The sequence below is a fragment of the Magnetospira sp. QH-2 genome (genome assembly GCF_000968135.1).
GTDB lineage: Bacteria > Pseudomonadota > Alphaproteobacteria > Rhodospirillales > Magnetospiraceae > Magnetospira.
The window spans coordinates 3854116-3878726 of the sequence record NZ_FO538765.1; the positions used below are offsets into that span (position 1 = coordinate 3854116).

A 24611-nucleotide genomic window follows, 5' to 3' on the forward strand; every position below is an offset into this window, starting at 1 on the left:
GTTTGAGGCTTGGGAGGCCTGATTTTCCGTGAACAAACATCTGAGTATCATTGTCCTGGTTATTCTGGCCCTGGGTGCCGCCCTGGGCGGTCGGCTGTTTTTGATGTCCGATGAGGGCAGTGGCGGTGTCTCCCTGAGCCTGGCCAACAAGACCAAGGCCATCGGCGGTCCCTTTACCCTGACCACCCACGACGGACGTCAGGTCACCGAGAAGGACTTCGCCGGATCGCCGTTCATGGTCTATTTCGGCTATACCTTCTGCCCCGATGTCTGCCCCACCAGCCTTTCGGCCATTGGCGATGCCTTCGAGATCCTCGGCGACCGGGTCAATGGCTTGCCGGTGCTGTTCATAACCGTTGATCACGAGCGGGACACGGTCGAGGCCCTGGCCGACTATGTGGATTATTTTCACCCCAACATCATCGGTCTGACCGGCACCCAGGCGCAGATCGATCAGGCGGTCAAATCCTACAAGGCCTATTACGCCAAGGTGGTCGACAAGAGTAGGGAAGAGGGCGAAGGCAAGGGCTTCTATCTGATGGACCATTCCGCCTTTACCTATTTCATGGACGAGACCGGCACCATGGCGGCCCTGTTCCCCCATGGCATGGCACCCGAGGAAATGGCCAAGCGGCTGGGGAATCTCTTGTGACATCCGGCTCTCTGCCGGGTCTGATCGTTGCCGCGCCGTCTTCCGGTAGCGGCAAGACCCTGCTGACCCTTGGTCTGTTGCGCCATTTTTCCCGGAGCGGAATCGCCGTGGCCTCGGCCAAATGCGGCCCTGACTATATCGATCCGGCATTTCATTCCGCCGCCACCGGACGACCCTGTCCCACCTTGGACCCTTGGGCCATGCGCCCCGGGACCTTGGCCGCCAGCCTGCCAATGCAAGCCGATCTGCTGATCGCCGAGGGCGTTATGGGCCTGTTCGACGGCGCCACGGCCAGCAGCGGATCCACTGCCGATCTGGCCGCTCTGACCGGCTGGCCGGTGGTGCTGGTGGTGGATGCCCGGGCACAGACCGGCTCGGCGGCGGCGGTTGTGCGGGGCTTCGCCAGCCACCGAACCGACGTGACCATCGCCGGGGTGATCTTCAACCGGGTCGGATCGGCCACCCATGAGGCCCATCTACGCGCCGCCATGGCGCTGCATCTGCCTCATATGCCGATCCTCGGCTGCCTGCCCCGGGCCGATGCCCTGGCCCTGCCCTCGCGGCACCTGGGTCTGGTCCAGGCAGCCGAGCATGCGGACCTGCCCGCTTTCCTGGATGGCGCCGCCGATCTGGTGGCGGCGCACCTGGATCTGGCGGCGTTGCGCGGGTTGGCGCGGATTCCCGTCCTGCCGCGAACCCCATTCAGCGCGCCCCTGCCGCCCCTTGGACAGCACATTGCCGTGGCCCGCGACGAGGCTTTCGCCTTTACCTATCCGCATCTGTTGGAGGGCTGGCGGCATGCCGGGGCGACGCTGAGTTTCTTTTCGCCGCTGGCCGATGACTCCCCCGACCCGCAGGCCGACGCCGTCTATCTTCCCGGCGGCTATCCGGAGCTGCATGCCGGTCGGCTGGCCGCCAACGGGATTTTCCTTGATGGCCTGCGCGCCGCAGCGGCGCGACAGGCCTTCCTGTTCGGCGAATGCGGCGGCTACATGGTTCTTGGCAAGAGCTTGACCGACAAAGACGGCCGCGCCCATGCCATGGCCGGGCTGCTACCGCTGGAAACGTCTTTCGCCCAACGACGCCTGCATCTGGGCTATCGCGCCGCGACATTGCGGACGGAGACCCCGCTGGGAACTTCTGGTACCATGCTGCGCGGCCATGAATTCCACTATGCGACCATTGTCGCCGAGACAGGCGGATCGCCTCTGTTCCATTGCCGCGATGCCCGCAATACCGATCTGGGTTCCGCCGGGCTGCGGGAAGGATCGGTGGCCGGATCCTTTATCCATCTGATTGATCGGGAGTAACGGATCATGACCGAAATCCCGTTTTGGCGCCGGATTTCGTTGCGCGACATGACCCTGGAGCAATGGGAAAGCCTTTGCGATGGCTGCGGCAAATGCTGTCTGCACAAGCTGGAAGACCCCGATGACGGTGAACTGGCCTTCACCAATATCGCCTGTCGCCTGCTCGATACCGAGACCGGCCACTGCAAGGACTATGTCCACCGGACCCTGAAAATCGCCGATTGCATCGAATTAACGCCCAACGGATTGATGACCATCCAATGGCTGCCGACGACCTGCGCTTATCGCTTGGTCTATGACGGCCGGGATCTGCCCGATTGGCATCCCTTGAAGACCGGGGAGTCGGAGTCGGTGCATCGGGCCGGGCAATCCATCCGCGGACGGGTGGTCGCGGAAAAAGATGCCGGAGAGCTCGAAGATCATATCGTCACCTGGCCGGAATGACGCTATAACAAGGTCATGAGCGAGGCACCGTCCCTGACCGGGGTGATGGCCGCCGTGGCCACGCCCATGACACCCGACTTGACCCCCGACATCAAACGGTGGGGGGATCACTGCCGCCGGTTGTTGGCCAACGGCTGTGACGCCCTGGCGATTTTCGGCACCACGGGCGAGGCCAATTCCTTTACCGCCGACGAACGTATGCTGGCCTTGGAAGCGCTCATCGAGGAACAGGAAATTCCCGCCGACAAGATCATTGTCGGCACCGGGGTCTGCGCCCTGCCCGACGCGGTGCGCTTATCGGCCCATGCGGTGGACCTGGGAGCCGCCGGATGTTTGGTGCTGCCGCCGTTTTACTACAAGAATGTTCATGATCAGGGGCTGATTGATGCCTTTACCGTGCTCATCGACAGCGTCGCCGACGATCGGCTAAAGGTCTACCTGTACCATTTTCCGCAGCTGGCGGGGGTGCCCCTCCCGCTGCGCGTGGTGGTCTATTTGGCCCAAACCTATCCGCAAACCGTGGTCGGCCTGAAGGACAGTTCCGGCGATTTCGAGAATATGCGGGCGATTTTACAGGAGCTGCCGGGATTCGGCCTGTTCAGTGGCTCCGACGAATTCTTGCTGTCGGTTCTTGAACAAGGCGGCGCTGGATGCATCACCGCGGTGGCCAACGTGGCCGGGTTCCTGGCCGGAAATGTGTTGGCGGACTGGCGACTGGGCGACGTCAAGAGTGCGGGTGCCTGGCAGGAAAAGCTGACCCGGGTGCGTAAAGAGGTCATTGCCTATCCCGGCACCTCGGCGGTCAAGGCCATCCTGGCCCGACTCGACGGCAGCGCCGAATGGCTGACCGTCCGACCGCCGTTGCGCCCGCTGACCGCCGCCGAATCGGACCATCTGTTCGCCCGCTTGGATGAGATCGGGGTCGATCTTGGCTGACTCCCGCTGTCTGCTGCGGGTCGGAGACCAGGCCATTCCCCTGCGCCTACGCCGCCATAAACGCGCCCGACGGTTGACCCTGCGCCTTGATAGTCGGGGCGAGGGCGCGATGATCACCCTGCCCAACGGCGTGCCCATCGCCGAGGCCCTGGCCTTTGCCGAAAAGCAGGCGAGTTGGATTCTGTCCCGGCTGGAAGACCGCCCGCAACCGGTGCCTTTTGCCCATGGCGCCATCATTCCCCTGCGCGGCGAACCCCATGCCATCCGCCACCGGCCCGACAAACGGGGCACCGTCTGGCGGGTGGCGGAAAGCCGCGAGATCCACGTGGCCGGAGACCCGGCCCATACGGCGCGGCGGCTGCGTGACTGGCTGCGGCGGGAAGCCCGCGCCACCATCACCGAAAAGGTCACGGCCAAAGCGGCGTCGATCGACGTCAAACCCGGTCGCATCACCCTGCGCGATACCCGGTCCCGCTGGGGTTCCTGCGCCCACAATGGCAATCTGTCGTTTTCCTGGCGGCTGATCCTGGCACCGCCCGAGGCCTTGGATTACGTGGTCGCCCATGAGGTGGCCCATCTGGTTCACGCGGATCACGAGTCGCGATTCCATCGTCTGGCCGCCCGCCTCGCCGAGGATGCGCAGACCGGTCGTGCCTGGCTCAAGGCCCAGGGACAGAGCCTGCACCGTTACGGCCGCGATTGACGCGGCCCGCCCCCCGTTTTTCACATTCCGCGAGAAAAATCGAACCCTGTGATTGCCATCACTGATTCACACAGTGCGCTTGGTTAATATCGGAACATCAAGAGGGCAACACCTCCTATCGAACAGCATGAACCTATCAGATTACCGTCGTACGGAAGGGCCATACCATGAAAAAGTCATTGATCGTTTCCGCCATTGCAGCCGCGTTTTTCGCCTTTTCTCCGGTGCAAGCCGCGCCGATCGATTTCTCCGACAATGATTGGTTCACCACTGACAATGTTTCCGGCCTCGATTGGCTGGACCTGACCGAGACCCAGGGTTGGAGCCTCAATCAGGTCAACGCCAGCGCGACCACAATCGGCGGACATAGCCTGGATGGGTGGCAGGTGGCCACGGTCGATCAGGTCATGGACATGGCCGCCAATTTCACCGGCATGGCCATCAATCCCAATCCGGCCGCTTGGAATCTTTCACCGCTATCGTCCAACCTGCTTGATCTCGTCGGTCGCACCTTGAGCTATGAAAGCTGGTTTTGGACCGCCGACCTGTTTCAGGGCGTGATCAACAATGTCGCCATCGTCCCTCGCTACAGCGGCGCGGCGTCCGGGCCTGATGCTTCTTGGAACGTCGCCGGTTTCATGATGGTTCGCGACAGCGGCGCCGACCAGGTTCCCGAACCCGCCACACTGGCTCTGTTCGGCATGGGTCTTGCTGGTCTGGGCATTGCCCGCCGCCGCAGCCGGAAGGCAGCCTGACCCATAACCACTTCAAGCCCAATCAGACCGGCGGCCTTCGGGCCGCCGTTTTCGGTCTTATGGATCGGACAGCCGCATCGCCGCCGCCCTGGCAAAAGCGATGGTCTGCGCCCTGCGCCGCGATCCGTTCAGGCTGGCCGCATGGGATGATGGGGGAGCCGGACGCAGGATTGCCCCGTCCCAGACATCGGCGACGATGATCCCGCAGCCCTCGGGCAGCAGCTCGCGCGGGAAATCCGCCCGCACGGCGAAATAGAAAGCATCGCAATAAGGCAGGTATTCGGGCCACTTGCCGTCCGCCTTGAAATCCGCCGCCCCGGATTTGATCTCAACGCCGGTAAACCGCCCTTTGGGGTCCAGCCCCATCACATCCATGCGCCGCCCGTTCCCCAGCTTGAATTCGCTCAGCACCGCCAGCCCCATGTTGACAAGCAGGCGACATACCCCCCGGCTGACCTCTTCCGTGACGATGTTCCTTGATTGTTCCATGGCCTGACTTTAGCGATTTTGCCGTTGTTGGTAAAGAGGGTGGATGGGGTGCCGGTTATTCCGGTCGTCTTTTCGCGGCAGACCTCCCTATTTTAGCGCCACGACCACTTTTTGACTGTTCATGAGGATCAAAAATGACCCGCTTGCTAACCCGAATTGCCCCGATGCTGGCCCTGTTGGGCTTCCTGCTGGCGCCACAACCCGCCGAAGCGGCCAATAGTGCCTGCAAGGGCCTGTCCAGTTCCGCCTGTGGCAGCAAGTCCGCCTGTACCTGGGTGGATGGCTACACCACCAAGAAAGGCACCAAGGTCAGCGCCTATTGTCGCGCGAAGGGGTCCAAGGGTACGGGCAAAGCCAAAGGCCTGACCAGCGAAAGCAAGAAATCCACCGATAAGAAGACTAAAAAAGTAAAGAAATCGAAGGCGGAAAAATCCGACAAAAAGGACAATAAAAAGAAAAAGAAGGCCGCGACGGACGACAAGAAGAAAAAGAAGAAGAAGAAAACAGAAAAGAAGTAATTCTTGTGCACCGCGCTTGGGGGATCAATCATCCCCCATGCGCAACGCCGCGATAAAGGCTGATTGTGGGATTTCGACCTTCCCGAACTGGCGCATCTTTTTCTTGCCCGCCTTCTGCTTTTCCAACAGCTTGCGTTTGCGGGTGATATCACCGCCGTAGCATTTGGCGGTGACATCCTTGCGCATGGCCGAGATGGTCTCGCGGGCGATGACCTTGCCGCCGATGGCTGCTTGAATGGGGATCTTGAACAGCTGACGCGGAATCAGGTCCTTGAGCCGGTCACAGACCATCCGACCCCGGAACTCCGCCTGACTGCGGTGACAGATGAAAGCCAGGGCATCCACCGGTTCCGTGTTGACCAGGATGCCGACCTTGACCAAGTCGCCTTCCTCGTAGCCATCCATCTCGTAGTCGAAGCTGGCATAGCCCCGGGAAATGGATTTCAGGCGGTCATAGAAATCAAACACCACCTCGTTGAGCGGCAGGCGATAGACCGCCATGGCCCGCGACCCGGCATAGGTCAGCTCGATCTGCCGTCCCCGGCGCTCGGTGCAAAGGGAGAGCACGGCGCCCAGATACTCGTCGGGCACCAAGATGGTGGCTTTGATCCAGGGCTCGGCTACGGTGGCGATCTGACTGGGATCGGGATAGTCCGCCGGATTATGCAGGTCGATGGTCTCGCCGCTGTTCAACTGGATTTCATAGGCCACGCTGGGCGCGGTGGTGATCAGGTCCAGATTGAATTCCCGTTCCAATCGTTCCTGGACGATTTCCAGGTGCAGCAAGCCCAAGAATCCGCAGCGGAAGCCGAAGCCCAGGGCGGCGGAGTTTTCCGGCTCGAACTCGAAACTGGAATCGTTGAGCCGCAGCTTGGACAGGGATTCGCGCAGATCCTCGAAATCCGCCGCGTCGGACGGAAACAGCGAGCAAAACACCACCGGCACCGACGGCTTGAAGCCGGTCAAAGCCTGGTCGGTGGGGTTCTTGTCCTCGGTGATGGTGTCGCCCACGTTGGTATCGGCGACGGTCTTGATGGAGGCGGTGATATAGCCCATCTCGCCGGGACCGAGCACATCGCATTTGGTGATTTTCGGTGTGAACACGCCCACCTGATCCACCTGATGCAGGCTGCCCGAGGACATCATGCGCACCTTCATGCCCCGCTTGAGCTGACCATCATAGACCCGGACCAGGATCATCACGCCCAGATAGGGATCGTACCAGGAATCCACCAGCAAGGCCTTGAGCGGTGCATCGGCATCGCCGACCGGGGACGGAAGCCGCTTAACCAGGGCTTCCAGGACCTCCGGCACGCCAACACCGGTCTTGGCCGACACCGGCAGGGCATCGGTGGCATCAAGACCGATGACATCCTCGATCTGCTGACAGATGCGGTCCGGCTCCGAGGCGGGCAGATCGATCTTGTTGAGCACCGGAATGACTTCATGATCGTTGTCCAGCGCCAAATAAACATTGGCCAGGGTTTGCGCCTCGACACCCTGGGTCGCATCGACGATCAGCAAGGACCCCTCACAGGCGGCCAGAGACCGGCTGACCTCGTAAGCAAAATCCACGTGGCCGGGAGTGTCCATCAGATTGAGTAGATACTTTTCCCCATCGGACGCGGTGAATTCCAGGCGCACGGTCTGCGCCTTGATAGTGATACCCCGTTCGCGCTCGATATCCATGGAATCGAGCACCTGTTCCTTCATCTCCCGGTCGGCCAGGCCGCCGCAATGCTGAATCATGCGATCGGCGAGAGTGGACTTGCCGTGATCGATATGGGCGATGATGGCGAAGTTGCGAATATGTTTGAGATCAGTCATGGACCGGCTTCTAGCACCCCCGGGGTGGTTTTTCCATAGGTTCGGCGATCCGTTGCGCTGTCGAACCTATTTCCGTTGGAATGATCGCCATTTCCCATTAGAACTAATGGGGTTCATCACCCTCCGTCGCGGAAAGGGAATCATGCGGGAAACCAAACCGCAGCCGGGCCATCGGACGACCTCGGACAAGCCATCCGGACGGGCTCTCAAAACCTTGATCCCCGGCATCATCCTGCTGGCTGGCACGATGATCGCGGTTGTGACCTGGTCCGGTCAACGTCAGGCCGAGGAACGCCAAATCAGTGCCTTTCTCGGTCGTCAGGCGGAAAGCGTGCTGACCGGTGTTTCACAGGTTCTCGATACCCACTTCAATAATTTGCACCGCATGGGACGACGCTGGTCGGTCAGCGGCGGCACGCCCTATGACCTTTGGGTCAACGACGCGGCCAGTCTGGTCCAGGATCGCCCCGGCACGCGGGCCGTGGCCTGGGTGGATCCGGCCCCGGCGGTGCGTTGGTCTTATCCCATTATCGGCAATGATTGGCTCTTGCAAAAAAATCTGTTTGCCTCCCGAGATCGGGCAAAAACCCTCGAACTGGCCCGCAGCGACCGCACGGCCAGAATCACCCCGCCTCTGCGCGGTCCGGAAGGAACCTTGGAATTCGAGGTTTATGTCCCGGCCGTCGGGGCCCAAGGGCTCGACGGATATGTGATGGCTGTATTCGAAGCAGAGGCGCTGCTTCAAGCGATGCTACCGGGTGATCTGGTGCGTGATTTGTGGGTCGAGTTCACCTTGGACGGATTGCCGGTCTACCAATCCAGCCACACCGGGGATGCCCCGCTGAGCGCCTTTTCCGGTCGCCACGGGGTGAATATCGGCGGCGCATCCTGGCAAATTCGCCTGCATCCCACACACCAGCTTGTCGGGAGCATGCGGTCGGACCTGCCCCTGGCCTCCTTGGGCATCGGGTTGCTGCTCAGCGGACTGTTGGCGATCACCGCCTTGTTGATCCTGGTGGCGCGGGAAAGATTGCTGCGGCTGCGCGAAAGCGATCAACAAATCCGCACCTTGGTGGATACCGCAGGCGAGGGCATCGTCACCGTCGATCGCCAGGCGAGAATTCTGAGCTTCAACGAGGCAGCGACCCGTATTCTCGGCTATGGGGAAAGCGAAGCCCTGGGTATGGAGATCACCCGCATGATCCCCGGCGCACCCGGCGCCCGGCTCAAATCCCTATTGGCCACCGACTCGCTGCGTCAGGGGGAAGTGACGACCGAGGAAATGGATGGTCTGTGCCAAGGGGGCGGGCTGGTTTCGATTCTGGTCACCATCTCTCCGTTGCCCTCCGAGCGGGGCCCACGCACGGTGATAACCCTGCATGATATCACTCAGCGCAAACAGGCTGAATTGGCCCTGCGCCGCAGCGAACAGCGGTTCCGCTCCCTGGCAGAAAACGTGCCCGGGGTGATCTATCTCAGCCGCAACAATCAACGCCACGATATCTTGTTCATCAATGATCGGGTGGAACAGATCACTGGCCATCCCCGCCAGGCCTTCATTGCCGGAGACCTCAGCCTGCGGGATTTGGCTCACAAGGAGGATGCCGCCTGGATTCCCCAGGCCGTGCAGAACGCCACCCGGTTGGGCGAGCCCTTTGAGCTGTCTTATCGCCTGAAGCGTCGGGACGGGGAGTGGCGGTGGATTCAGGAGTTCGGCGTGGCCTTGGAATTCGAAGGCGAGGGCATCGTGCTGGAAGGCTACCTGCATGATGTGACCGAACGCCACGATGCCGAGGAGAATCTGATCAAGGCCAAGGAGGCGGCGGAATTCGCCAACCGGGCCAAATCGGAGTTCCTGGCCAACATGAGCCACGAACTGCGTACACCGCTCAATTCGATTATCGGCTTTTCCGAAATCATGACCGCCGGGATCTTTGGCAGCCTGGGCAACGAGAAATATGCCGAATACTGTGGCGATATCCATGAGTCAGGTCAGCATCTCTTGCAAGTCATCAGCGATATCCTGGATCTATCAAAGATCGAGGCCGGTGAATTGAAGATTGATGAGGAACCGGTGGATCTGGCCCAATTGACCCGCAATACCCTGCGTATGGTCAACGACCGGGCCATCACCCACGCCTTGTTCTTGAAGGTATCGCTGCAACCGGCTCTGCCCAAGATCCTGGGCGACGAGCTGCGACTCCGCCAGATTCTGCTCAACCTGCTGTCCAATGCCATCAAGTTCACCCCCGACGGCGGCGAAATCACGGTGATGATCCGCACCACCAAAACCGGCGCGCTGCGCATGGAGGTCATCGATACGGGGATCGGTATTGCTCAGGAGGATCTGGACCTGGTCATGCGGCCTTTCGAACAAATCCGCGAAAGCGCCATCCACGCCCATGAGGGCACGGGATTGGGGCTTTACCTGACCAAGACCTTGGTGGAGATGCACCGGGGCAGCATTCGGCTGAAAAGCGAATTGCAAGTGGGCACGCGGGTGATCGTCGAATTCCCCCCAGACCGCAGTCTGGTGCGGGAGTGATTACTGGATGCGGAACGGTTCCAGGTCGTTGTGTCGGGCGGCGACGATGGCCGCGTTGCCGTCGGCGGCCAGACCCAGCTGCGTGCCGTTGGCGGAATAGATGCCATAGACGATCTCGTCTTCCAGCTTGACCGGCCGCACATAGGCCACGCTGCCCAGGCCCCAACCGGCCAGATCGAAGCGCCGGTTCGTGGGATTGGAGGAACCCGCCGAAGCGGCGGGGTGTCCGTAATGCCGCGTCATGTCTTGTTCTCCTTATTGCGCGTCGATGGTCTTGGTCGAGCCGATGGGAATGGTCCGAACCTCTATTTCCGGCTCGTGCCGTTCCAAATCCACATGCAGCAGTCCGTTGTCCATATTGGCGCCCACCACCTCGATCCCCTCGGCAAGCACGAAGGCCCGTTGGAATTGCCGGGCGGCGATTCCCCGGTGCAGGTAAACGCGCTCCGATTCGTCGTCGTTGTTCTGGCCGCGGATCATCAGCTGGTTTTCCTCGATGGTGATGCTCAGCTCATCCATGGTGAAACCGGCTACCGCCAGGGTGATGCGCAGATGGTTTTCACCAATCTGTTCAATGTTATAGGGGGGATAGCCGTCGGCGGAGCTTTTGGCGACCCGATCAAGAATGCGTTCGAAATGGTCGAAACCCAGCAGCAGCGGACTATTGAATGTGGCCATGCGCGACATGGAAACCTCCTCGGGTGGCCTCAAATCTGAGCGATCACCGGTCTATCGGGCCCCGGATGGGCACCCTGGCTTAAATTTGGGTTGGTTACGGGGCTGCGTCAACCCATGTCACCGTTTCCGTACCGTTCCTTGTACTCGGCTTCCAACGATTCGCGGGTTTCGGCCAGAAAGGCGTCAAAATCGGGGCCGGTCCAAGCCCGATGGTTGCCCTCCGCATAGGCCTGCCCATTGCGTTCATACATCAGCGCGTTGAGCTTGTTGGAAATAAAGTTGTTACGGGTCTGGAGAGCCTCGGCGGGGGTGCCCATTACGATGGAATTGTCGGGGATGACCGTCCCTTCCTTGAGAAAGGAATGACCCGCGATGACGCAGTTGTCCCCGATCACGCAGCCGTCCATGATCGTCGCGCCGATGCCCACCAGGCAATTGTCCCCCAGGCGGCAGCCATGCAGCACCGCGCCATGGGCAATGGTGCAATGGGCGCCGATCAATGTCGGCCCGCCCCAGGCCACATGAATCATCACGTGATCCTGAATATTGCTGCAACGACCGATCCAGACGTCGTGCAGTTCGGCGCGAATCACCGCGTAAGGCCAGATGCTGACCCCGGGTTCGGCGGAAATTTTACCATAAAGCCGGGCCGTCGGATCCACATAGGCGGGATCGGCCAACAGCACCTCGGGACCCAGGTCGGTCATGGCGTTGTCCTTTCTTGTTCGGTAATCAGGCTGACCAGTCCGACGAAGGCAGGCAATGGATGGGTCACCACCCAGGTGGGGATGGCTTCCATATAGTCCTCGAACCCACCCTTGGCGACGAATCGCTGGCGGAACTTGGATTGCTGGAAGCGCTCCAGATAGCGTGGCACGATACCGCCCATCACAAAAACCCCGCCCCGTGCCCCGCCGTACAAGGCCAGATCCCCAGCCACCGTACCGAGCAAGGCAAACATCATGTCAAGCGCGTCGCGGCATTGGGCGTCCGTGCCCGCGCCCACTTGGGCCGGAGTCATCGGTTCCACCGGAACCCCGCGCAGAAGACTTAAAGTGCAATGGAGATTGACCAGCCCGCTGCCAGAGATGAGCTGTTCGGCGAATACCGGGCCGTGGCGATGGCGCAAATGATGAATCACCGCCGCTTCCTCGTCATCGGCGGCGGGCAGGGTGGCATGGCCGCCCTCGCCAGGGACCGGTATATATCCGCCGTCATGGGGCACCACCAGGGCGGTTCCCAACCCGGTACCGGGTCCGATCACCGCCATAGGGCGACCGGGCGTGGGGGTGCCGCCGCCCACCGGGACGCGATCATTCTCGACGATGTGGGGGGCCGCCAGGGCGTTGGCGGCAAAATCGTTGACCACTTCCAGGCGGTCAAAAGACAAGGCCTGACGGGTTTCCTCGATGGAGAAGGCCCACGGATTGTTGGTGATCTCGATGCGGTCGCCGTCCACCGGCCCGGCCACGTCGAAGGCCCCCAGACAGGGTGGTTCCGAGGGTGCGGCATCGGCCAGATAGGCCTGGGCGGCCGCCAGCAGCCCCGGATAGTCCGCACATTGCAAGGTGCGTTGGTGAAAGATCTTGCCCGTTTCGTCGCATAAGGCGAAACGGGCGTTGGTACCGCCAATATCGGCGATCAAGCCCAGTCCGGGGGAAGCTCCGGGGGAAGCGGTCACGGCGGATCAGGCAGCCATGGTTTTGGGAGCCCTGGCGGCATGGGCCATGGTTTCGGATTGCTGGGCCACATCCTCCAGGTCCGCTTCCAAGGTGGTGATTTGCCGGTCCAGGTCGGCGCAGGCGGAATCCAGCCGTCGCGCGGCACTATCCAAGGCGGCAAAACTGCGTTGCAGGCTGGCATACCCGGCCTCGACCCGATCGGTGGAGTCTTCCGGTTCCTCGCGGGCGTCGCGCAGGCGGCCATAACAGGCCACCACCATGCCCAGTTCCACGTGGCTGCGCGCCTCGGCGATACCCAGGCCACAATCCACCAGGCAGGCCTGCCAATCGGGATCGGCGGTCAACCGGGCAATGGTATCGGGAATCAATGTCGGCAGCTGACTGCGCGGAAGTCCCTCGCAGATTTCCAGCCAGGCCCGGACCACGCTCATATTGCCCAGGTCGCCGAGTGGCTGTCCCGCCACCAGCGCGCCGCGCAGGCGGGCGTCGAATGTTTCAAATCCCTCGGTCGGTCGGATCATCATTGTCGTCGCTCCTTGATCAGACTGGCGGCTTGCACCGACGATGCTTTGAGGGTAGGACCACAAGGGTTAAACAAGGGTGAATCGCCGCCCACCCCCCGAGTACATGACCCCGAGTACATGACAAAGTGATGGCCCAGGATCTGACCCAGGACTTTATTGCCCGCAACCGCCCCAGCCTGATTCGGGTGGGGCTGTTTTTCGGCCTTGCCGTTGTACTGGCGGTGCTTAGCGGCGAACCGGGCATGCTGCATGTGTTGGAGTCGCTGTTGCGGCTGGGAGCGCTGATTTCCGCCTTTGCCGCCTATTTCATGAAGGATCGCAGCATTGATGCCCCGACGCTGACCCGTTGGGATGAGGCGGCGTTCTTGCTGATTTTGGCGCTGTTGTTCGGGTTTCTCGGTGGTCCCGAGCCGATTTAATTGGGCATTTGGACCAGATCAACCATCTTGCGGTTCAAAGCCGCGGCGGTGGTTTCGGGAATCTTGAACACCCATCCATCGGCCCGGCGCACCGCTTCCAGCAAGGCCCGACGCAAGCCATCCTGAGCCGGGTCGGCCGTTTCCTCGGCCCGCCCAAGCGAAAGACGCGCCCAGTGGGCCTCTTCGAACGGCGCCACGGTCATGCGGACCATGGGCCCGGCCGTGGTTTGGATCTCCACCAACAAGCTGCCGTCGGGATCAAACGGAATCCGGTCGGCCCGGCGAACGTCCTCGAACAGGAGGCCATCCAATGCCTGTGTGAGCGGCAAAACAGCCATGGGTTTGGCCGCGCCACTGCCCGTTGGGGCGTTTTCCGGCCGGAACCGTTTGGTCAAAGGATCCTTGGACAGGACCACCACGTGGTCCTTGGGATGAAACAGGGTGACCTTGGCCACCGCCTCGGCGGGCAGATCGATCAACAACCGGTTCATCCATTGGGTGGGGTCATCGCTGAACGGCAATTCCCCGCGCGCCAGCCAGGTTTCGTTGGATTCAGCCCGGCGTAGATAGATCCCGCTTTGGCCTCCGTCGCCGATGTTGAAGTTGCGCTTGCCGACCATCAGCCCGGCGACAATATGACCGTCCATGTCGATCAGGGTGATCTTGTGGGCCTTGGAGTCCTTATGCTTGAGGTCGCGCAAGTGCAGCCGGGCGTGGTTTTTAGCCAGTTGGGTACGCGGTTCAAGCTTTTGCAGCCGCTCCAGACCGAGCACCAGATCCCGCACCTTGGTGGGATCGGCGTGATAGCCATCCCGTTGTTCGATCGCCCACAGGCCTTCTTCGCGCCGCAAGGAGACCCTGCGACCCACGCTTTCCACGTTGATCACCGCCAATTCCCCCAACCGCTGGGCCATGTCCGGCAGCATGGGCCCGGGGTTTCCGGCCCGCAGGGCGTCGGGACCGGCATAGCGGGTCAGCACGTAGGCGGCGGCCAAACAAGCCACCAAGGCGGCCAGGGCCAGGATCAACACGGTCTTGAGCTTCATGACCCGGCCTCCGCCTTGCGGATCAGCCGACGGCGGGAACTGCGCCGTTGCCGCGACCAGACCACGCCCAGCATGATCACCCCCACCAACAACGGCATGGCGATGATATTGGCGAACTTCAGCCAACTGTCCAAGGCCTCGATATCCCGCCGCAGCACGTGCTGCACATTGCGCAGAGCCTTGCGGGTGGCCACCATTTCGCCGCGGAACTTCTCCACCGCCAGCCGGTCCGCCGCCGAGAGCAACAGCCCACCGCCTTCGCCGCTGCTGAGCGACCGGACCTTGGCTTCCAGGTCTTTCAGCTTGTCGAGCAGGGTCTGTTCGTTGGCGCGATAGCGCATCTCCGCTCTTTGACGGATTTCCTCGACCCGCTTAAAGGGGCGTTCGGACCGGCCCCGCGCCCGCAGTCCGGCCAAGGCCGAACCACCGCTCAGGTTCTCCAGCGCATTGACCACCAGATCGCCATTGTTGGCGAAGGGCACCATCAGCCGCTGTCCGCTCAGATCCCGCAAGCGCACCCAGAAACGGTCATCCAGCATGTCGGTGTCGGAAAACACCATGACATTGATGGGGCTGGCCGAGCGGTCCAGGTGCATCCGCGCCTGTTCTTGGTCATTGGTCAACAGGCCCGGTTCCTCGGGCGGACCGCCGGGAAAGGCGGTTGATACCTCGCCATCCACCCTGGCGCCGATCATCAGGGCCTGGCCTTGGGGACGAAAATCCCGGAACAACCCCACCACGTCGGGCTTTTCCATGAAAGCCGCGGCGGACAAGGCCATGGATTCGTTACTGGTATGCAGCACGGGCGTCACGCGGGTATCGCGGTCCGGCAGAGCCTCGAGAATGCCGGCGGTGGCGATATTGACGGTCTTCAAATCGCCGGTGACCGCGTCGTTGCTGTCCATATGCTCCGGTTCCAAGGTCAGCCAGGCCACATAGTCGCTGACCACCGCGCGCCCATCGCTGCCGGTGGTGGAAACCCGCCGCGCCGCATCCCGGTCACCAGCCACTTCGCCCGGACGCAGACGCAGGCCCCAGGTTTTCAAAAGCTGGTTGAAATCGGAAAACCGGGCCGGGCCAAAGCCCCGTTCGGCATGGGCGTCGACGAATACCAGGGCGCGCCCGCCGCCGAGCACGAACTGGTCGATGGCATAGACAATGCGATCCGGAAGATCACGCGGATGGACTACCATCAACAGATCCACCGACGGATCCAGACGGCGGAAATTGGTGCCCAAATTGCGCACTTCGAAGAATTCGCGCATCAGATCGGTGATGACCCAGCCGCGCTCCGAGACGCCGCCGTCCAGGGGCAAGGTGGAAATCAGCCCGATCACCGGGCGGCGGGCCTGGGACAGCACATGCACCATGCGGGTCAGATCATATTCGATGAAGGCTTCTCGCTCGGGGGAGAAAAACGGCACCACCTCCAGCCCGTCCACCGCGTTGGTGCCTTCCAGGCCGAAATAAGCCAGATCCCCGGCATCATTGACCGGCAGCCCCTGCAATCCGGCGGCCACGGCCCGGTCTTCGTCGTCGGAAAAGGGCTGCGGATGGATGATCTCCAGAATGACCCGCCCGCCCGACAGATCCCGGTAGTGTTCCAACAACTCGCGGATGCGCCGGTAGTAGGGGGTCAGGCCGGGCACCGCCTCGGTGAGAATATCCGAGTAATAGAGCCGCAGCCGCACGGGCTCGTCGATATCGGCCAGGACCTGATGAGTCGAGGGCGCGAGGGTATAAAGCCGGTCCTCTGTCAGATCCAGCCGCCAGCCGCGAAAAGCCACGTTGGAAAAGACATTGACCGCCATCAAGATGATCGCCCCGAGCAGCAGGCCGAGAATGGCCAACCGGGTGCGGTCCATATGAGTGGCGCGGCGCATCTCAGGAGGCTCTTTTCATATCGACGATGACCACGTTGGCAAACAGCCAGAAAGTGATCATGGCGGCGAAGTAGATGATGTCGCGCAGGTCAATGACACCCTTGGTGATGGCATTGAAATGAGTCAGGAAGCTGAGGCTGCCCACCGCCTCGATGAGAATGCGCGGGGCCCAGCCTTGGAGCAGCGCCAGCACCATCTCGGCCCCGCTCATGGTGAACAGGAAACAGACCACGGCACCGACGATAAAGGCGATGACCTGATTACGGGTCAGGGCGGAAATGCACGACCCGATGGCCAAAAACGCCCCGGCCATGAGCAGGCTGCCGATGTAGCTGGCGAATATGACCCCGTTGTCCGGGTCCCCCAACACATTGACGGTGATCCACATGGGAAAACTCAGAACCAGGGAGAGCCCGACAAAGGCCCAGGCGGCAAAAAACTTGCCCAACACCGCCTCGGTCACCGAGATCGGCAAGGTCATCAGCAGCTCGATGGTGCCGCTTTTGCGTTCCTCGGCCCACAACCGCATGGCCACGGCGGGCACCAGCAACAGATACAGCCAGGGATGATAAAGAAAGAATGTCTGTAGATCCGCCTGACCCCGACCGAAGAAATCCCCCACGTAAAAGGTGAAGGCCCCGGACATGGAAAGAAACACGGCGATGAAGATATAGGCCAGCGGCGTGGCGAAATAGCCCGCCAGTTCGCGACGGAAGATCAGCCGCACATTGCGGGTCATTTCCTTTTGCGCCAGCAGGCTCTGCCGCATGGCCGCGCCCCGCCTACCCATGGATATGCTCCCATTTGCTCAGGTGGCCGGTGATGCGGCGGAAGGCGTTTTCCAGGCTCGTGTCGGCGCCGATGAGCTGTCGGGGCGTACCGTCCGCCAGTACCTTGCCGGCGCCGATGACCACGGCGCGGCTACAGACCGCTTCCACCTCTTCGAGGATATGGGTGGAGACGATGATCGCCTTGTCTTGGGACATGTCGCGGATCAGTTCCCGCACATGATGCTTCTGGTTGGGGTCCAGGCCGTCGGTGGGCTCGTCGAGGATCAGCACTTCCGGGTCATGCAGGATCGCCTGGGCCAGACCGACCCGCCGCCGGAACCCCTTGGACAGGGTATGGATGGGCCGATGCAACACGTCTTCCAACGCCGTGCGCGCCACCGCCCGTTCGACCTTTTTTCGGCGTCTCTTGCGGTCGTAGCCGCGAATCCCGGCGACGAAGCCGAGAAAGGCCGCGGGGGTCATGTCGCCATAAGAGGGCGCACCCTCGGGCAGATAGCCCAGGCAGCGCTTGACCCCCACCGGATCATCAATGACGTCGCGGCCACAGACCTGGGCGGTGCCGGAATCCGGATCAAGGAACCCGGCGATCATTTTCATGGTGGTGGATTTTCCCGCGCCATTGGGTCCGAGGAAACCCAGAACCTCGCCGCGATGGACCGTCAGGTCGATGCCGTCCACGGCAACCACCGGCCCGAAGCGCTTGCTCAGGCGTTCCAGAACGATCATGTCATACAAGGATCGGCACCCCATTTCCCCCGGCCCCAAAAATGGCCGACCGGCGGGCGGAATTCAAGGCATTATCAAACTTCCCTTGGTATCAATTCAGGTCGCTGATCACGGTCAGACGTTTCTTTTCCAAAAAGTCCTGAATATCCTTCTCGGCCAGGATCTTCTCCTGCCGGGCAAATTGCAAAAAGAACTCGCGGATCTGATCGAATTCGCCATTGATGGCGGTGCGTAATTCGTCGCGCAGAGCCTGGGTTTCCTGTTTGAATTCGGTATTGAATTTCTCCCCCAGGCGGCGCTTTTCCTCTTCCGCCCAGGCGGCCAGATCATTGAGGGCGGCTTCTTTTTGCGCCCCGACCAACTTGTCCATCTCGGCGATTTTATCCTGGCGCCGGGTTTCTATCTCGGCTTCCAGCTTGCCAAGCGATATCAGCAGCTTTTCCTCCTGCGACGACAGGATATTGATATTGCGCTCGACCGCCGCGACGGTGCGGTCGAGGGTTTGCTTCTCCTTGCTCAATCGCGACAGTTCGTTGCCCAGATGGACCCGCATGGCTTTTTCGCGTCCTTGGCGGCGGGCCATGGCGGTCATATTGATCAAGGCGGTAACGGTGACGAAACCCAGAATCAGGCCGGGAATGATAATCAACAGGGGCATGGGTCGGGTCCTCGTCGGTTCAGGTTGCGTCGATACGGGTCAACAATTCGATCCAGCGCATCTTGTCATCGACCCCCTTGGCAAAGGTTTCGGGAAGGGCCACAAACAGACCGTCGCCCCGATCATCCAGGCGGCCATCGATGATTTCCAAGGTCACGTCCAGGATCGGACATTGGATGCGGGTCACGATGGCGCCGGTCATGTCCCGGTCCCCGGCGGCGAACAAAACGCCGTGCATGGAAAGATCCACCGCCGGTCCATGATCCATCTGACCGTCGCGGTTGACCCAATGCACGATCATCGCCCCGTCTGGAACTTTTACCCGGGGAGCGAATCGCTTGTCGTTGTCGATTCGCTCATAGCCCTTGGACAACAAGCGATCACGGGCTTCCTCGGCTTCCGCCATGGTGGCGCGCACCCGATCTTCGATGAAGTCCGACGTCATGGCGGTGGGCACCAGCACCACTGGCTGCGGTTCCGACTCCGGTCCTTCGCGGTGCCGCCGCCGAAACCGCACCATAAGAACGAGGCCAACGACCAGAATCAGCAGCACCGCCCCCAGCAGCGGTATCAGATTGGAAGAGGACTCTTCATCCTTTTGCATTCCCGGAGTCGGTGCCGGTGGGGCGGAGGGGGACGGCCGCGTTTCCGGTTCCGGTTCCGCTTCGGGTGGGATCTCGGCGATCGGCAGATCCCGCGCCGCCTCGCGGGTTTCTGCGGCCGAGGTCAGCACATCACGCACCCGCGCCGCATGATCGGCGGGCAGCGGTTGATCGATGATGGCCGCGGTTTTTTCCTGCAACAGCACCATGGCTTTTTGTAGTTGTTCCACCGGTGATTCCTGGTCGGCGATGCGCAGGGGCAGGTACTGAGCGCCCAGGGCCTCGGCCCAGCGACGCAGGAAATAGGAACGTCCGGACAGATCCCAGATGATCAATCGTCCGGCCAGGCGGGGCTGGAGGTTTGGCAGATGCTCTTCGATCAAGGCCAGATTGCGTTCGTGATAGGCGATCCCCAGCCGGTCATAGCGGGCGGCGGGGGATTGGTCCTTCAGGGCCATCAGCTTTTCGTTCAACGCGCCATAGCGGGGATCGTCCCGCACCGCCTCGCTGAGATACCCCAGCTTGGCATCCCAGATTTCCGGCTGACCGTCGGAGACCAGCAGCACCAGGGCGGGTTGGCTGGTCGCGGTCTTATGGCGCAAATAGGCCAGGGGCCGCTCGAAATCGGTGGCCAGGCCCTTGGCCTCAATGGCATCGATGTGTTTTTCCAGCGCCGCCATGCCCTCGGCGTCATCGGTGGGCACCGCCATATGTTCCCGCGCCGCCTCGTCGAAACCGGTGAGCACCAGCCGGTGCGGCGTTTCGAAGGTACGCACGAAAGTCATCAACCAAAGTTTGGAAGCCAGCTTGGGATCGTAGCGCTCCATGGAGCCTGATTCATCGAATACCACCACCATTTCCGGTGGCTCGGCGGCGGATGAGGCGCCCGGCATGCCAAGGATGCCTGCCAGCAGACAGCCGAGAGTAAAGGCCAGAAGGAAAGAGAGCCGCTCAGCCGGTTTCGTCATTGCGCATGAAAGCGGTGGTAACGTTGGTCATGAGATGCAGCACCGCCACCGTGCCCACACCGCCGATCAATAGCATGGCGGTGCCACTGCCCGCGATCCCGCCGACAGCCATGGCTCCAATCCCGGCAACGGCTTTGGAGGCGGCGCCCCAGGTGGTGGCGCCACCGATGACTTCTGTCGCGCCCGAGGCGGCAACGCCCAGGCTCTTGCCCATGCCCGCCTTGGCAACGGCGGTCTTGATGGTAGCGGTTGTCACGGTCGTGGCCATGGTTGATAGGACCCTTGTCTAAAAGAGCTGATTAGTCGGAGTTCACAAATCGAGTAGCTGAATTGGCGGTATAGCGGCTCACGGCAATGAGACCGATTCCGGTCAGCAGAGCCAAGCCGGTGATGCCGGTGATGGCGACACCGACGGTAATCGGCCCGCCGACGATGCAGGTTTTCGCCGCCACCCCGGCTTTCGCGGCCAGACCGAGGGCCGCCTTGCCGGTTGTCGCCGAGGCACCGGTTTTGGCCAAGGTGCCGGTCGCCAGTCCCGCTTTACCCGCGCCCGCGGCGGTCGCCGCGCTTCCGTTGGTCACGGTAACGGTTGTTGTCGCGCCTGTGGCTCCAGCGGTGCCGACAGCCCCCCCCACAATGGTCTTTCCCGTCGCGGTTTTGGCAGTTACCCCGGGTATCAGGCCAATACCGGTTTTCGTCCCGGCGCCTGCCGTGGCGGCACTTTTACCGAATCCAAACCAACCCCAACCGACGGCACCCTTGGTGGCGGTTCCCTTGGATATGACCAATCCGGCTTTATTGGCCGCTGCGACCTGAGGAGTGCTCAATGAAAGCCCTTTCGAGGTTCTTTGTTGATCTTTGAGGTCGAGGTTCGAAGGCTCGAAAATAGTATAGGCAATAATGAACAATGCCTAGACTGAATATAGACGCCACATGTCTTGTTATTGAAAATGACTATCAATAACATTGGCGTTTCTATTGTTTTGTTATTTTATAACGGCAAATAATCAATTCTGATGATTTACAGGGTCCTTTGGACTGTGTTACCAAGAATTAGCAATGGAGTTTTGCCGCTCCAACATGGATTCGTATTAGTATAGACACGCGTCGCCCGGTTCGGGCGGTCGATCAAACGAGACATTTAAGGGGAAGATCTCATGGCTGCCGAACTGATCATGGCGAAACTGGCTGGTTTGAACCAAGCGACCCAAGTGGCCGGGATGGCCGGAAAGTCCTACACCGTGGGCAAGGTCTCCACGGCGGGCAAGGGTCTGACCAGCTGGCTGTTCCTGACCCCCACCAAGGGCGGCTCCACCGTGGCCCTGAAGCTTGAGGGCGCCCGGCAGGCGACCGAGCTCTCCACCATGGTCGGCAAGACGGTCACCGTGGCCAAGGCCAAGGGCATGGCCGGCATGGGCGTGACCAAATGGCTGGTGCTCAAGCCGGTGGCCGCCAAGGCCGCGGTCGTGGCGGGTGCCGCTGGCGCCGCCGGTGCGGCGGGTGCCACCAAGGCCGGTGCCGGATCCCTCACCATGATCAAGCTCGAAGGCGCCAAACAGGCGACCATGGCCGCTGGCATGTCCGGCAAATCCTTTACCGTCGTCGATCCGGTAACCATGGGTCAGGGCGCCGGCAAGTGGTTGTTCCTGCAGCCCGCCAACGGCGGCGGCAAGCTGATCGCCCTGAAAATGTCCCAGGCCGGACAGGCTAATGCGTTGATCGGCAAGACCATTACTATCGGCAAGGCGCCGATGATGGCCGGTAAGGCCAGCACCTGGATGGTGGTCAAGCCCGCCGCCGGTGCGGTGGCCGGTAAGGCAGCCGCTGGCGGTGCGGTGATGAAGACTGCGGCCATGGCCAACAAGGGCGCCTGCGCCACCATGGGCAAGACTGTTGCCATGGTTCAGCCCGCGGCCACCAAGGCGGCGGCGGCCACCGGCACGGCGGCCAAGGCGGCGGCCGGTTCCACCGGTGCGGCGGCGGCCACCAAGACGGCGGCGGCGGGAACCATCTGGACCGGCACCGGTCTGAGCCTCGGCCTCGGCCTGGGTCTCGGTGCCTGGGGCCCGGCACTGCTGGGCGGTGCCGTGGCGGCGGCCGGATACGGCTATTACAAATCGCGCGGCAAGAAGGCCGCTGGCGAGAGCGGCGATGCCCTCGACGACATGATGACAGACGTTTAAGACCCACGGCGTCTAAGAGGCGGATTTAAAAGAATCCCTTAGGTATCAAGGCAGTAGATTTTTGATCTGGCCAGGAAAGGCCGACGACACGGGGCGGCGCCAGAGCGGAAAGATACGCCCTTGAGATCAAAGGAATACTTTTGAATCCGACTCGAAACCAATAAGGGCTTCTAAAAGTCTGGGACAGGGGTGTTGCTTCGGCAGCACCCCTTATTCGTGGGAGAATCAGGGAACCAGCTTGTAGCCGCCCGGTTCGGTGACCAATAGCTGGGCGTTGGAAGGATCCGGCTCGATCTTTTGCCGCAGGCGATAGACATGGGTCTCCAGGGTATGGGTGGTGACCCCGGCGTTGTAACCCCAAACCTCTCCCAGCAGCACGTCGCGACCCACGACCTTGTCCCCGGCCCGGTAGAGATACTTGAGGATCGAGGTCTCCTTGTCGGTCAGGCGCACCTTCTTGCCATCGTCATTATGAACCAGCAGTTTGGCCGCTGGCTGGAACGTGTACGGACCAATGGTAAAGACCGCATCTTCGCTCTGTTCGTGTTGACGCAGATGAGCGCGGATGCGGGCCAGCAGCACCCCCATGCGGAATGGCTTGGTCACATAATCATTGGCCCCGGCATCCAGGCCGAGAATGGTATCGGAATCCGAATCGGCGCCGGTCAGCATGATGATCGGGGTCTTGACCCCGTTCTTGCGCATCAGCTTGCAGACTTCGCGCCCGTCCAGATCCGGCAGGCCCACGTCCAGCAGAATAACGTCGAAATGGTCGCCCGACGCGGTTTCCAAGGCAGCCTTGCCACTGGAGACCACCTGGGTATCGAACTCCTGATGCAGCTTCAGTTGTTCGACCAACATCTCGCACAGGGTCTCGTCATCGTCGACGAGCAGGATTTTTTTGCCTGGAGTCATGACATTCCGGACTTGTTGCGGGGCCGCGTTGACGGTAACACTTCCGCCACCCGCCCGAGAAGGCTAATGTGGCGTCCCCCTCGCCGGAGAGGGCACCACCTGTATAAGACATCCGACCGGAGTTCCGCAAGAAACCCCATGCCCCATCGTTTGACCCATAGCATTCCCGCCTCCCGCCAGCCTGTCTCCTTGTTGACCGTTGAGCGCGCCGTTTCCGAGTTGCGCCGGGGGCGGATGGTCGCCGTCGGCGGTGGGGGCGGGCGCACGATTCTGGCCTGTGCGGCGGAAGCCGCCACCCCGGAGATCCTCAAGCAGATGCAGGCCATGGCCGGAACCCGGCCAGTGTTGAGCGTCACCCTGCGGCGGGCCGCGGTTCTCGGCCTTGCCACCGGTCACATATCCGACCAGGAAGCCCGGGTGCTGAGTCTCGATCCCGAGGCCGGATTAAGCGCCGAGGCCGCCGGAGCCCTGGCCGATCCGCTCGGTTGCTCCACCCAAGACCTGAGCCGCCTGCTGCCCACGCCCCCCCGGGTCGCGCTGGTGTCCGCCCATAGTTGCGAGAGCGCCGCCGTCGGACTGACCAAGGTCGCGCGCCTTTTGCCCGCCGCGGTGACCGTCGAAATCAAGGACCCGGACGCCGAGGAGGATTTGGGTCGATGGACCGGACGCCATCAATTGGTGCTGCTCGATGCCGGGGACGTGTTCCAGTACGAATCCACCAGCGCGCGCACCTTGCGCCGGGTCAGCGATGCCCAGGTACCGCTGGAAGATGCGGAGTCTACCCAGATCATCGCCTATCGCCCGGCGGATGGCGGCATCGAGCACCTGGCTATCGTCATTGGTCAGCCGGACCCGGACCAGCCGGTTCTGACCCGTTTGCATTCGGAATGCTTCACCGGGGACCTATTGGGATCGCTGCGGTGTGATTGCGGTGATCAATTGCGTGGAGCCATTGCCGAGATCGGGCGGACGGGTCATGGGGTATTGCTTTACCTGGCTCAGGAAGGCCGCGGCATTGGCCTGGTCAACAAGCTGCGCGCCTATGCCCTGCAGGATGAAGGCGTCGATACCATGGATGCCAATGAATTGCTGGGCTTTGACGCCGACGAGCGGATCTATCTGCCGGCGGCGGAAATGCTGCGGCAGCTCGGATACAATAAGGTCCGCCTGTTGACCAACAACCCTTTCAAGGTCGAAGCCCTGGCCCGCTGTAATGTGGACGTGGTGGAACGGGTGCCCCATACCTTTCCGTCCAACCCCCACAATCAAACCTATCTGGCCACCAAGGCCGACAAGGGCGGCCATCTGTTCTGACGCAAAGTGTTTTAGGGCGGCAGAATATTCCCGGCAAAACCAG

The 24611-nt window shown here is 61.6% G+C and carries 27 protein-coding genes; 11 read left to right on the plus strand and 16 right to left on the minus strand.

Features of this window, described 5'->3' with window-relative positions:
• Positions 1-28 precede the first annotated feature (28 nt).
• The 6 genes from MGMAQ_RS18060 to MGMAQ_RS18085 all read left to right on the plus strand — a co-directional run bounded on the left by MGMAQ_RS18060 (position 29) and on the right by MGMAQ_RS18085 (position 4800).
• Positions 29-652: an SCO family protein gene (locus MGMAQ_RS18060; RefSeq protein ID WP_046022646.1), complete on the plus strand. Its 624-nt coding sequence runs from the start codon at positions 29-31 to the stop codon at positions 650-652.
• Complete coding sequence (locus MGMAQ_RS18065; RefSeq protein WP_046022647.1) at positions 649-1962, plus strand: cobyrinate a,c-diamide synthase; 1314 nt, start codon at positions 649-651, stop codon at positions 1960-1962. The genes MGMAQ_RS18060 and MGMAQ_RS18065 overlap by 4 nt, the downstream gene beginning before the upstream one ends.
• 6 nt (positions 1963-1968) lie before the next feature.
• Complete coding sequence (locus MGMAQ_RS18070; protein WP_046022648.1) at positions 1969-2406, plus strand: YcgN family cysteine cluster protein; 438 nt, start codon at positions 1969-1971, stop codon at positions 2404-2406.
• 15 nt (positions 2407-2421) lie between these two features.
• Complete coding sequence (locus tag MGMAQ_RS18075) at positions 2422-3342, plus strand: dihydrodipicolinate synthase family protein (RefSeq protein ID WP_046022649.1); 921 nt, start codon at positions 2422-2424, stop codon at positions 3340-3342.
• Positions 3335-4045: a M48 family metallopeptidase gene (locus MGMAQ_RS18080; RefSeq protein WP_052716534.1), complete on the plus strand. Its 711-nt coding sequence runs from the start codon at positions 3335-3337 to the stop codon at positions 4043-4045. The genes MGMAQ_RS18075 and MGMAQ_RS18080 overlap by 8 nt, the downstream gene beginning before the upstream one ends.
• 167 nt (positions 4046-4212) lie before the next feature.
• Positions 4213-4800 carry a PEP-CTERM sorting domain-containing protein gene (locus tag MGMAQ_RS18085; protein WP_046022651.1) on the plus strand — a complete coding sequence of 196 codons (588 nt, stop codon included), beginning with the start codon at positions 4213-4215 and terminating at the stop codon, positions 4798-4800.
• A 57-nt stretch (positions 4801-4857) separates the two neighbouring features.
• On the opposite strand, the gene MGMAQ_RS18090 is transcribed toward MGMAQ_RS18085, so the two are convergent.
• Positions 4858-5289 (minus strand): MmcB family DNA repair protein, encoded by a 432-nt coding sequence (locus tag MGMAQ_RS18090; RefSeq protein ID WP_046022652.1) that lies wholly within the window; start codon positions 5287-5289, stop codon positions 4858-4860.
• Between the two features lie 134 nt (positions 5290-5423).
• Between MGMAQ_RS18090 and MGMAQ_RS18095 the strand changes: the two genes are divergently transcribed.
• Positions 5424-5807, plus strand: a complete 384-nt coding sequence (locus MGMAQ_RS18095) for a hypothetical protein (protein WP_052716535.1) — start codon at positions 5424-5426, stop codon at positions 5805-5807.
• A 24-nt stretch (positions 5808-5831) separates the two neighbouring features.
• On the opposite strand, the gene lepA is transcribed toward MGMAQ_RS18095, so the two are convergent.
• Positions 5832-7634 carry a translation elongation factor 4 gene (gene lepA, locus MGMAQ_RS18100; protein ID WP_046022653.1) on the minus strand — a complete coding sequence of 601 codons (1803 nt, stop codon included), beginning with the start codon at positions 7632-7634 and terminating at the stop codon, positions 5832-5834.
• 142 nt (positions 7635-7776) lie between these two features.
• On the opposite strand from lepA, the gene MGMAQ_RS19980 reads away from it, so the two are divergent.
• On the plus strand, positions 7777-10179 hold the full coding sequence (locus MGMAQ_RS19980) for a PAS domain S-box protein (RefSeq protein ID WP_158498896.1): 2403 nt from the start codon (positions 7777-7779) through the stop codon (positions 10177-10179).
• Here MGMAQ_RS19980 and MGMAQ_RS18110 read toward each other — a convergent pair whose 3' ends face one another.
• From MGMAQ_RS18110 to MGMAQ_RS18130, 5 genes are all read right to left on the minus strand, one after another.
• Complete coding sequence (locus MGMAQ_RS18110; RefSeq protein ID WP_046022654.1) at positions 10180-10422, minus strand: hypothetical protein; 243 nt, start codon at positions 10420-10422, stop codon at positions 10180-10182.
• A gap of 12 nt (positions 10423-10434) precedes the next feature.
• Entirely contained in the window at positions 10435-10866 is a 432-nt protein-coding gene (locus MGMAQ_RS18115; RefSeq protein WP_046022655.1) for an Hsp20 family protein, read from the minus strand.
• Between the two features lie 98 nt (positions 10867-10964).
• Positions 10965-11564, minus strand: a complete 600-nt coding sequence (locus MGMAQ_RS18120; RefSeq protein WP_046022656.1) for a gamma carbonic anhydrase family protein — start codon at positions 11562-11564, stop codon at positions 10965-10967.
• The gene (gene glk / locus MGMAQ_RS18125; protein ID WP_046022657.1) at positions 11561-12538 is read right to left on the minus strand and encodes a glucokinase; all 978 of its coding nucleotides are present in this window, start codon (positions 12536-12538) and stop codon (positions 11561-11563) included. The genes MGMAQ_RS18120 and glk overlap by 4 nt, the downstream gene beginning before the upstream one ends.
• 6 nt (positions 12539-12544) lie before the next feature.
• A complete protein-coding gene (locus MGMAQ_RS18130) occupies positions 12545-13063 on the minus strand; it encodes a hypothetical protein (protein WP_046022658.1) in 519 nt (172 codons plus the stop codon).
• A 128-nt stretch (positions 13064-13191) separates the two neighbouring features.
• Here MGMAQ_RS18130 and MGMAQ_RS18135 point away from each other — a divergent pair, with 128 nt between their 5' ends.
• Positions 13192-13482: a hypothetical protein gene (locus MGMAQ_RS18135; protein ID WP_046022659.1), complete on the plus strand. Its 291-nt coding sequence runs from the start codon at positions 13192-13194 to the stop codon at positions 13480-13482.
• Here the strand turns inward: MGMAQ_RS18135 and MGMAQ_RS18140 are convergent.
• From MGMAQ_RS18140 to MGMAQ_RS18175, 8 genes are all read right to left on the minus strand, one after another.
• Entirely contained in the window at positions 13479-14528 is a 1050-nt protein-coding gene (locus MGMAQ_RS18140) for a DUF4340 domain-containing protein (protein ID WP_046022660.1), read from the minus strand. The genes MGMAQ_RS18135 and MGMAQ_RS18140 overlap by 4 nt on opposite strands.
• Positions 14525-16411: a Gldg family protein gene (locus MGMAQ_RS18145; RefSeq protein ID WP_052716537.1), complete on the minus strand. Its 1887-nt coding sequence runs from the start codon at positions 16409-16411 to the stop codon at positions 14525-14527. Before MGMAQ_RS18145 ends, MGMAQ_RS18140 begins: the two co-directional genes overlap by 4 nt.
• Before the next feature lies 1 nt (position 16412).
• Entirely contained in the window at positions 16413-17201 is a 789-nt protein-coding gene (locus MGMAQ_RS18150) for an ABC transporter permease (protein WP_252508658.1), read from the minus strand.
• A complete protein-coding gene (locus tag MGMAQ_RS18155; RefSeq protein WP_082085606.1) occupies positions 17194-17928 on the minus strand; it encodes an ABC transporter ATP-binding protein in 735 nt (244 codons plus the stop codon). The genes MGMAQ_RS18150 and MGMAQ_RS18155 overlap by 8 nt, the downstream gene beginning before the upstream one ends.
• A gap of 91 nt (positions 17929-18019) precedes the next feature.
• The gene (locus MGMAQ_RS18160) at positions 18020-18586 is read right to left on the minus strand and encodes a hypothetical protein (protein WP_046022662.1); all 567 of its coding nucleotides are present in this window, start codon (positions 18584-18586) and stop codon (positions 18020-18022) included.
• Positions 18587-18605: 19 nt separating this feature from the next.
• Complete coding sequence (locus MGMAQ_RS18165; protein WP_046022663.1) at positions 18606-20156, minus strand: vWA domain-containing protein; 1551 nt, start codon at positions 20154-20156, stop codon at positions 18606-18608.
• A complete protein-coding gene (locus tag MGMAQ_RS18170; protein WP_046022664.1) occupies positions 20140-20424 on the minus strand; it encodes a hypothetical protein in 285 nt (94 codons plus the stop codon). The genes MGMAQ_RS18165 and MGMAQ_RS18170 overlap by 17 nt, the downstream gene beginning before the upstream one ends.
• Positions 20425-20455: 31 nt before the next feature.
• Positions 20456-20983: a hypothetical protein gene (locus MGMAQ_RS18175; RefSeq protein ID WP_046022665.1), complete on the minus strand. Its 528-nt coding sequence runs from the start codon at positions 20981-20983 to the stop codon at positions 20456-20458.
• A 330-nt stretch (positions 20984-21313) separates the two neighbouring features.
• Here MGMAQ_RS18175 and mamD point away from each other — a divergent pair, with 330 nt between their 5' ends.
• Positions 21314-22339, plus strand: a complete 1026-nt coding sequence (mamD, locus tag MGMAQ_RS18180) for a magnetosome protein MamD (protein ID WP_046022666.1) — start codon at positions 21314-21316, stop codon at positions 22337-22339.
• Positions 22340-22564: 225 nt separating this feature from the next.
• Here the strand turns inward: mamD and MGMAQ_RS18185 are convergent, their stop codons facing one another.
• Positions 22565-23254, minus strand: coding sequence for a response regulator transcription factor (locus MGMAQ_RS18185; protein ID WP_046022667.1), 690 nt, complete (start codon positions 23252-23254; stop codon positions 22565-22567).
• Between the two features lie 138 nt (positions 23255-23392).
• Between MGMAQ_RS18185 and ribA the strand changes: the two genes are divergently transcribed.
• Positions 23393-24568 carry a GTP cyclohydrolase II gene (ribA, locus tag MGMAQ_RS18190; RefSeq protein ID WP_148561019.1) on the plus strand — a complete coding sequence of 392 codons (1176 nt, stop codon included), beginning with the start codon at positions 23393-23395 and terminating at the stop codon, positions 24566-24568.
• Positions 24569-24611 lie beyond the last annotated feature (43 nt).

Bases quoted from the DNA above. Each gene is read 5' to 3' on its own strand.
- lepA (WP_046022653.1), bottom strand. From the start codon at position 7,634: ATGACTGATCTCAAACATATTCGCAACTTCGCCATCATCGCCCATATC.
- MGMAQ_RS18090 (WP_046022652.1), bottom strand. From the start codon at position 5,289: ATGGAACAATCAAGGAACATCGTCACGGAAGAGGTCAGCCGGGGGGTA.
- MGMAQ_RS18185 (WP_046022667.1), bottom strand. From the start codon at position 23,254: ATGACTCCAGGCAAAAAAATCCTGCTCGTCGACGATGACGAGACCCTG.
- MGMAQ_RS18135 (WP_046022659.1), top strand. From the start codon at position 13,192: ATGGCCCAGGATCTGACCCAGGACTTTATTGCCCGCAACCGCCCCAGC.
- MGMAQ_RS18110 (WP_046022654.1), bottom strand. From the start codon at position 10,422: ATGACGCGGCATTACGGACACCCCGCCGCTTCGGCGGGTTCCTCCAAT.
- MGMAQ_RS18150 (WP_252508658.1), bottom strand. From the start codon at position 17,201: ATGGGTAGGCGGGGCGCGGCCATGCGGCAGAGCCTGCTGGCGCAAAAG.
- ribA (WP_148561019.1), top strand. From the start codon at position 23,393: ATGCCCCATCGTTTGACCCATAGCATTCCCGCCTCCCGCCAGCCTGTC.
- MGMAQ_RS18145 (WP_052716537.1), bottom strand. From the start codon at position 16,411: ATGCGCCGCGCCACTCATATGGACCGCACCCGGTTGGCCATTCTCGGC.
- MGMAQ_RS18140 (WP_046022660.1), bottom strand. From the start codon at position 14,528: ATGAAGCTCAAGACCGTGTTGATCCTGGCCCTGGCCGCCTTGGTGGCT.
- MGMAQ_RS19980 (WP_158498896.1), top strand. From the start codon at position 7,777: ATGCGGGAAACCAAACCGCAGCCGGGCCATCGGACGACCTCGGACAAG.
- MGMAQ_RS18170 (WP_046022664.1), bottom strand. From the start codon at position 20,424: ATGGCCACGACCGTGACAACCGCTACCATCAAGACCGCCGTTGCCAAG.
- MGMAQ_RS18075 (WP_046022649.1), top strand. From the start codon at position 2,422: ATGAGCGAGGCACCGTCCCTGACCGGGGTGATGGCCGCCGTGGCCACG.
- MGMAQ_RS18160 (WP_046022662.1), bottom strand. From the start codon at position 18,586: ATGCCCCTGTTGATTATCATTCCCGGCCTGATTCTGGGTTTCGTCACC.
- MGMAQ_RS18130 (WP_046022658.1), bottom strand. From the start codon at position 13,063: ATGATGATCCGACCGACCGAGGGATTTGAAACATTCGACGCCCGCCTG.
- MGMAQ_RS18095 (WP_052716535.1), top strand. From the start codon at position 5,424: ATGACCCGCTTGCTAACCCGAATTGCCCCGATGCTGGCCCTGTTGGGC.
- MGMAQ_RS18120 (WP_046022656.1), bottom strand. From the start codon at position 11,564: ATGACCGACCTGGGTCCCGAGGTGCTGTTGGCCGATCCCGCCTATGTG.
- MGMAQ_RS18115 (WP_046022655.1), bottom strand. From the start codon at position 10,866: ATGTCGCGCATGGCCACATTCAATAGTCCGCTGCTGCTGGGTTTCGAC.
- mamD (WP_046022666.1), top strand. From the start codon at position 21,314: ATGGCTGCCGAACTGATCATGGCGAAACTGGCTGGTTTGAACCAAGCG.
- MGMAQ_RS18085 (WP_046022651.1), top strand. From the start codon at position 4,213: ATGAAAAAGTCATTGATCGTTTCCGCCATTGCAGCCGCGTTTTTCGCC.
- MGMAQ_RS18155 (WP_082085606.1), bottom strand. From the start codon at position 17,928: ATGATCGTTCTGGAACGCCTGAGCAAGCGCTTCGGGCCGGTGGTTGCC.
- MGMAQ_RS18165 (WP_046022663.1), bottom strand. From the start codon at position 20,156: ATGACGAAACCGGCTGAGCGGCTCTCTTTCCTTCTGGCCTTTACTCTC.
- MGMAQ_RS18070 (WP_046022648.1), top strand. From the start codon at position 1,969: ATGACCGAAATCCCGTTTTGGCGCCGGATTTCGTTGCGCGACATGACC.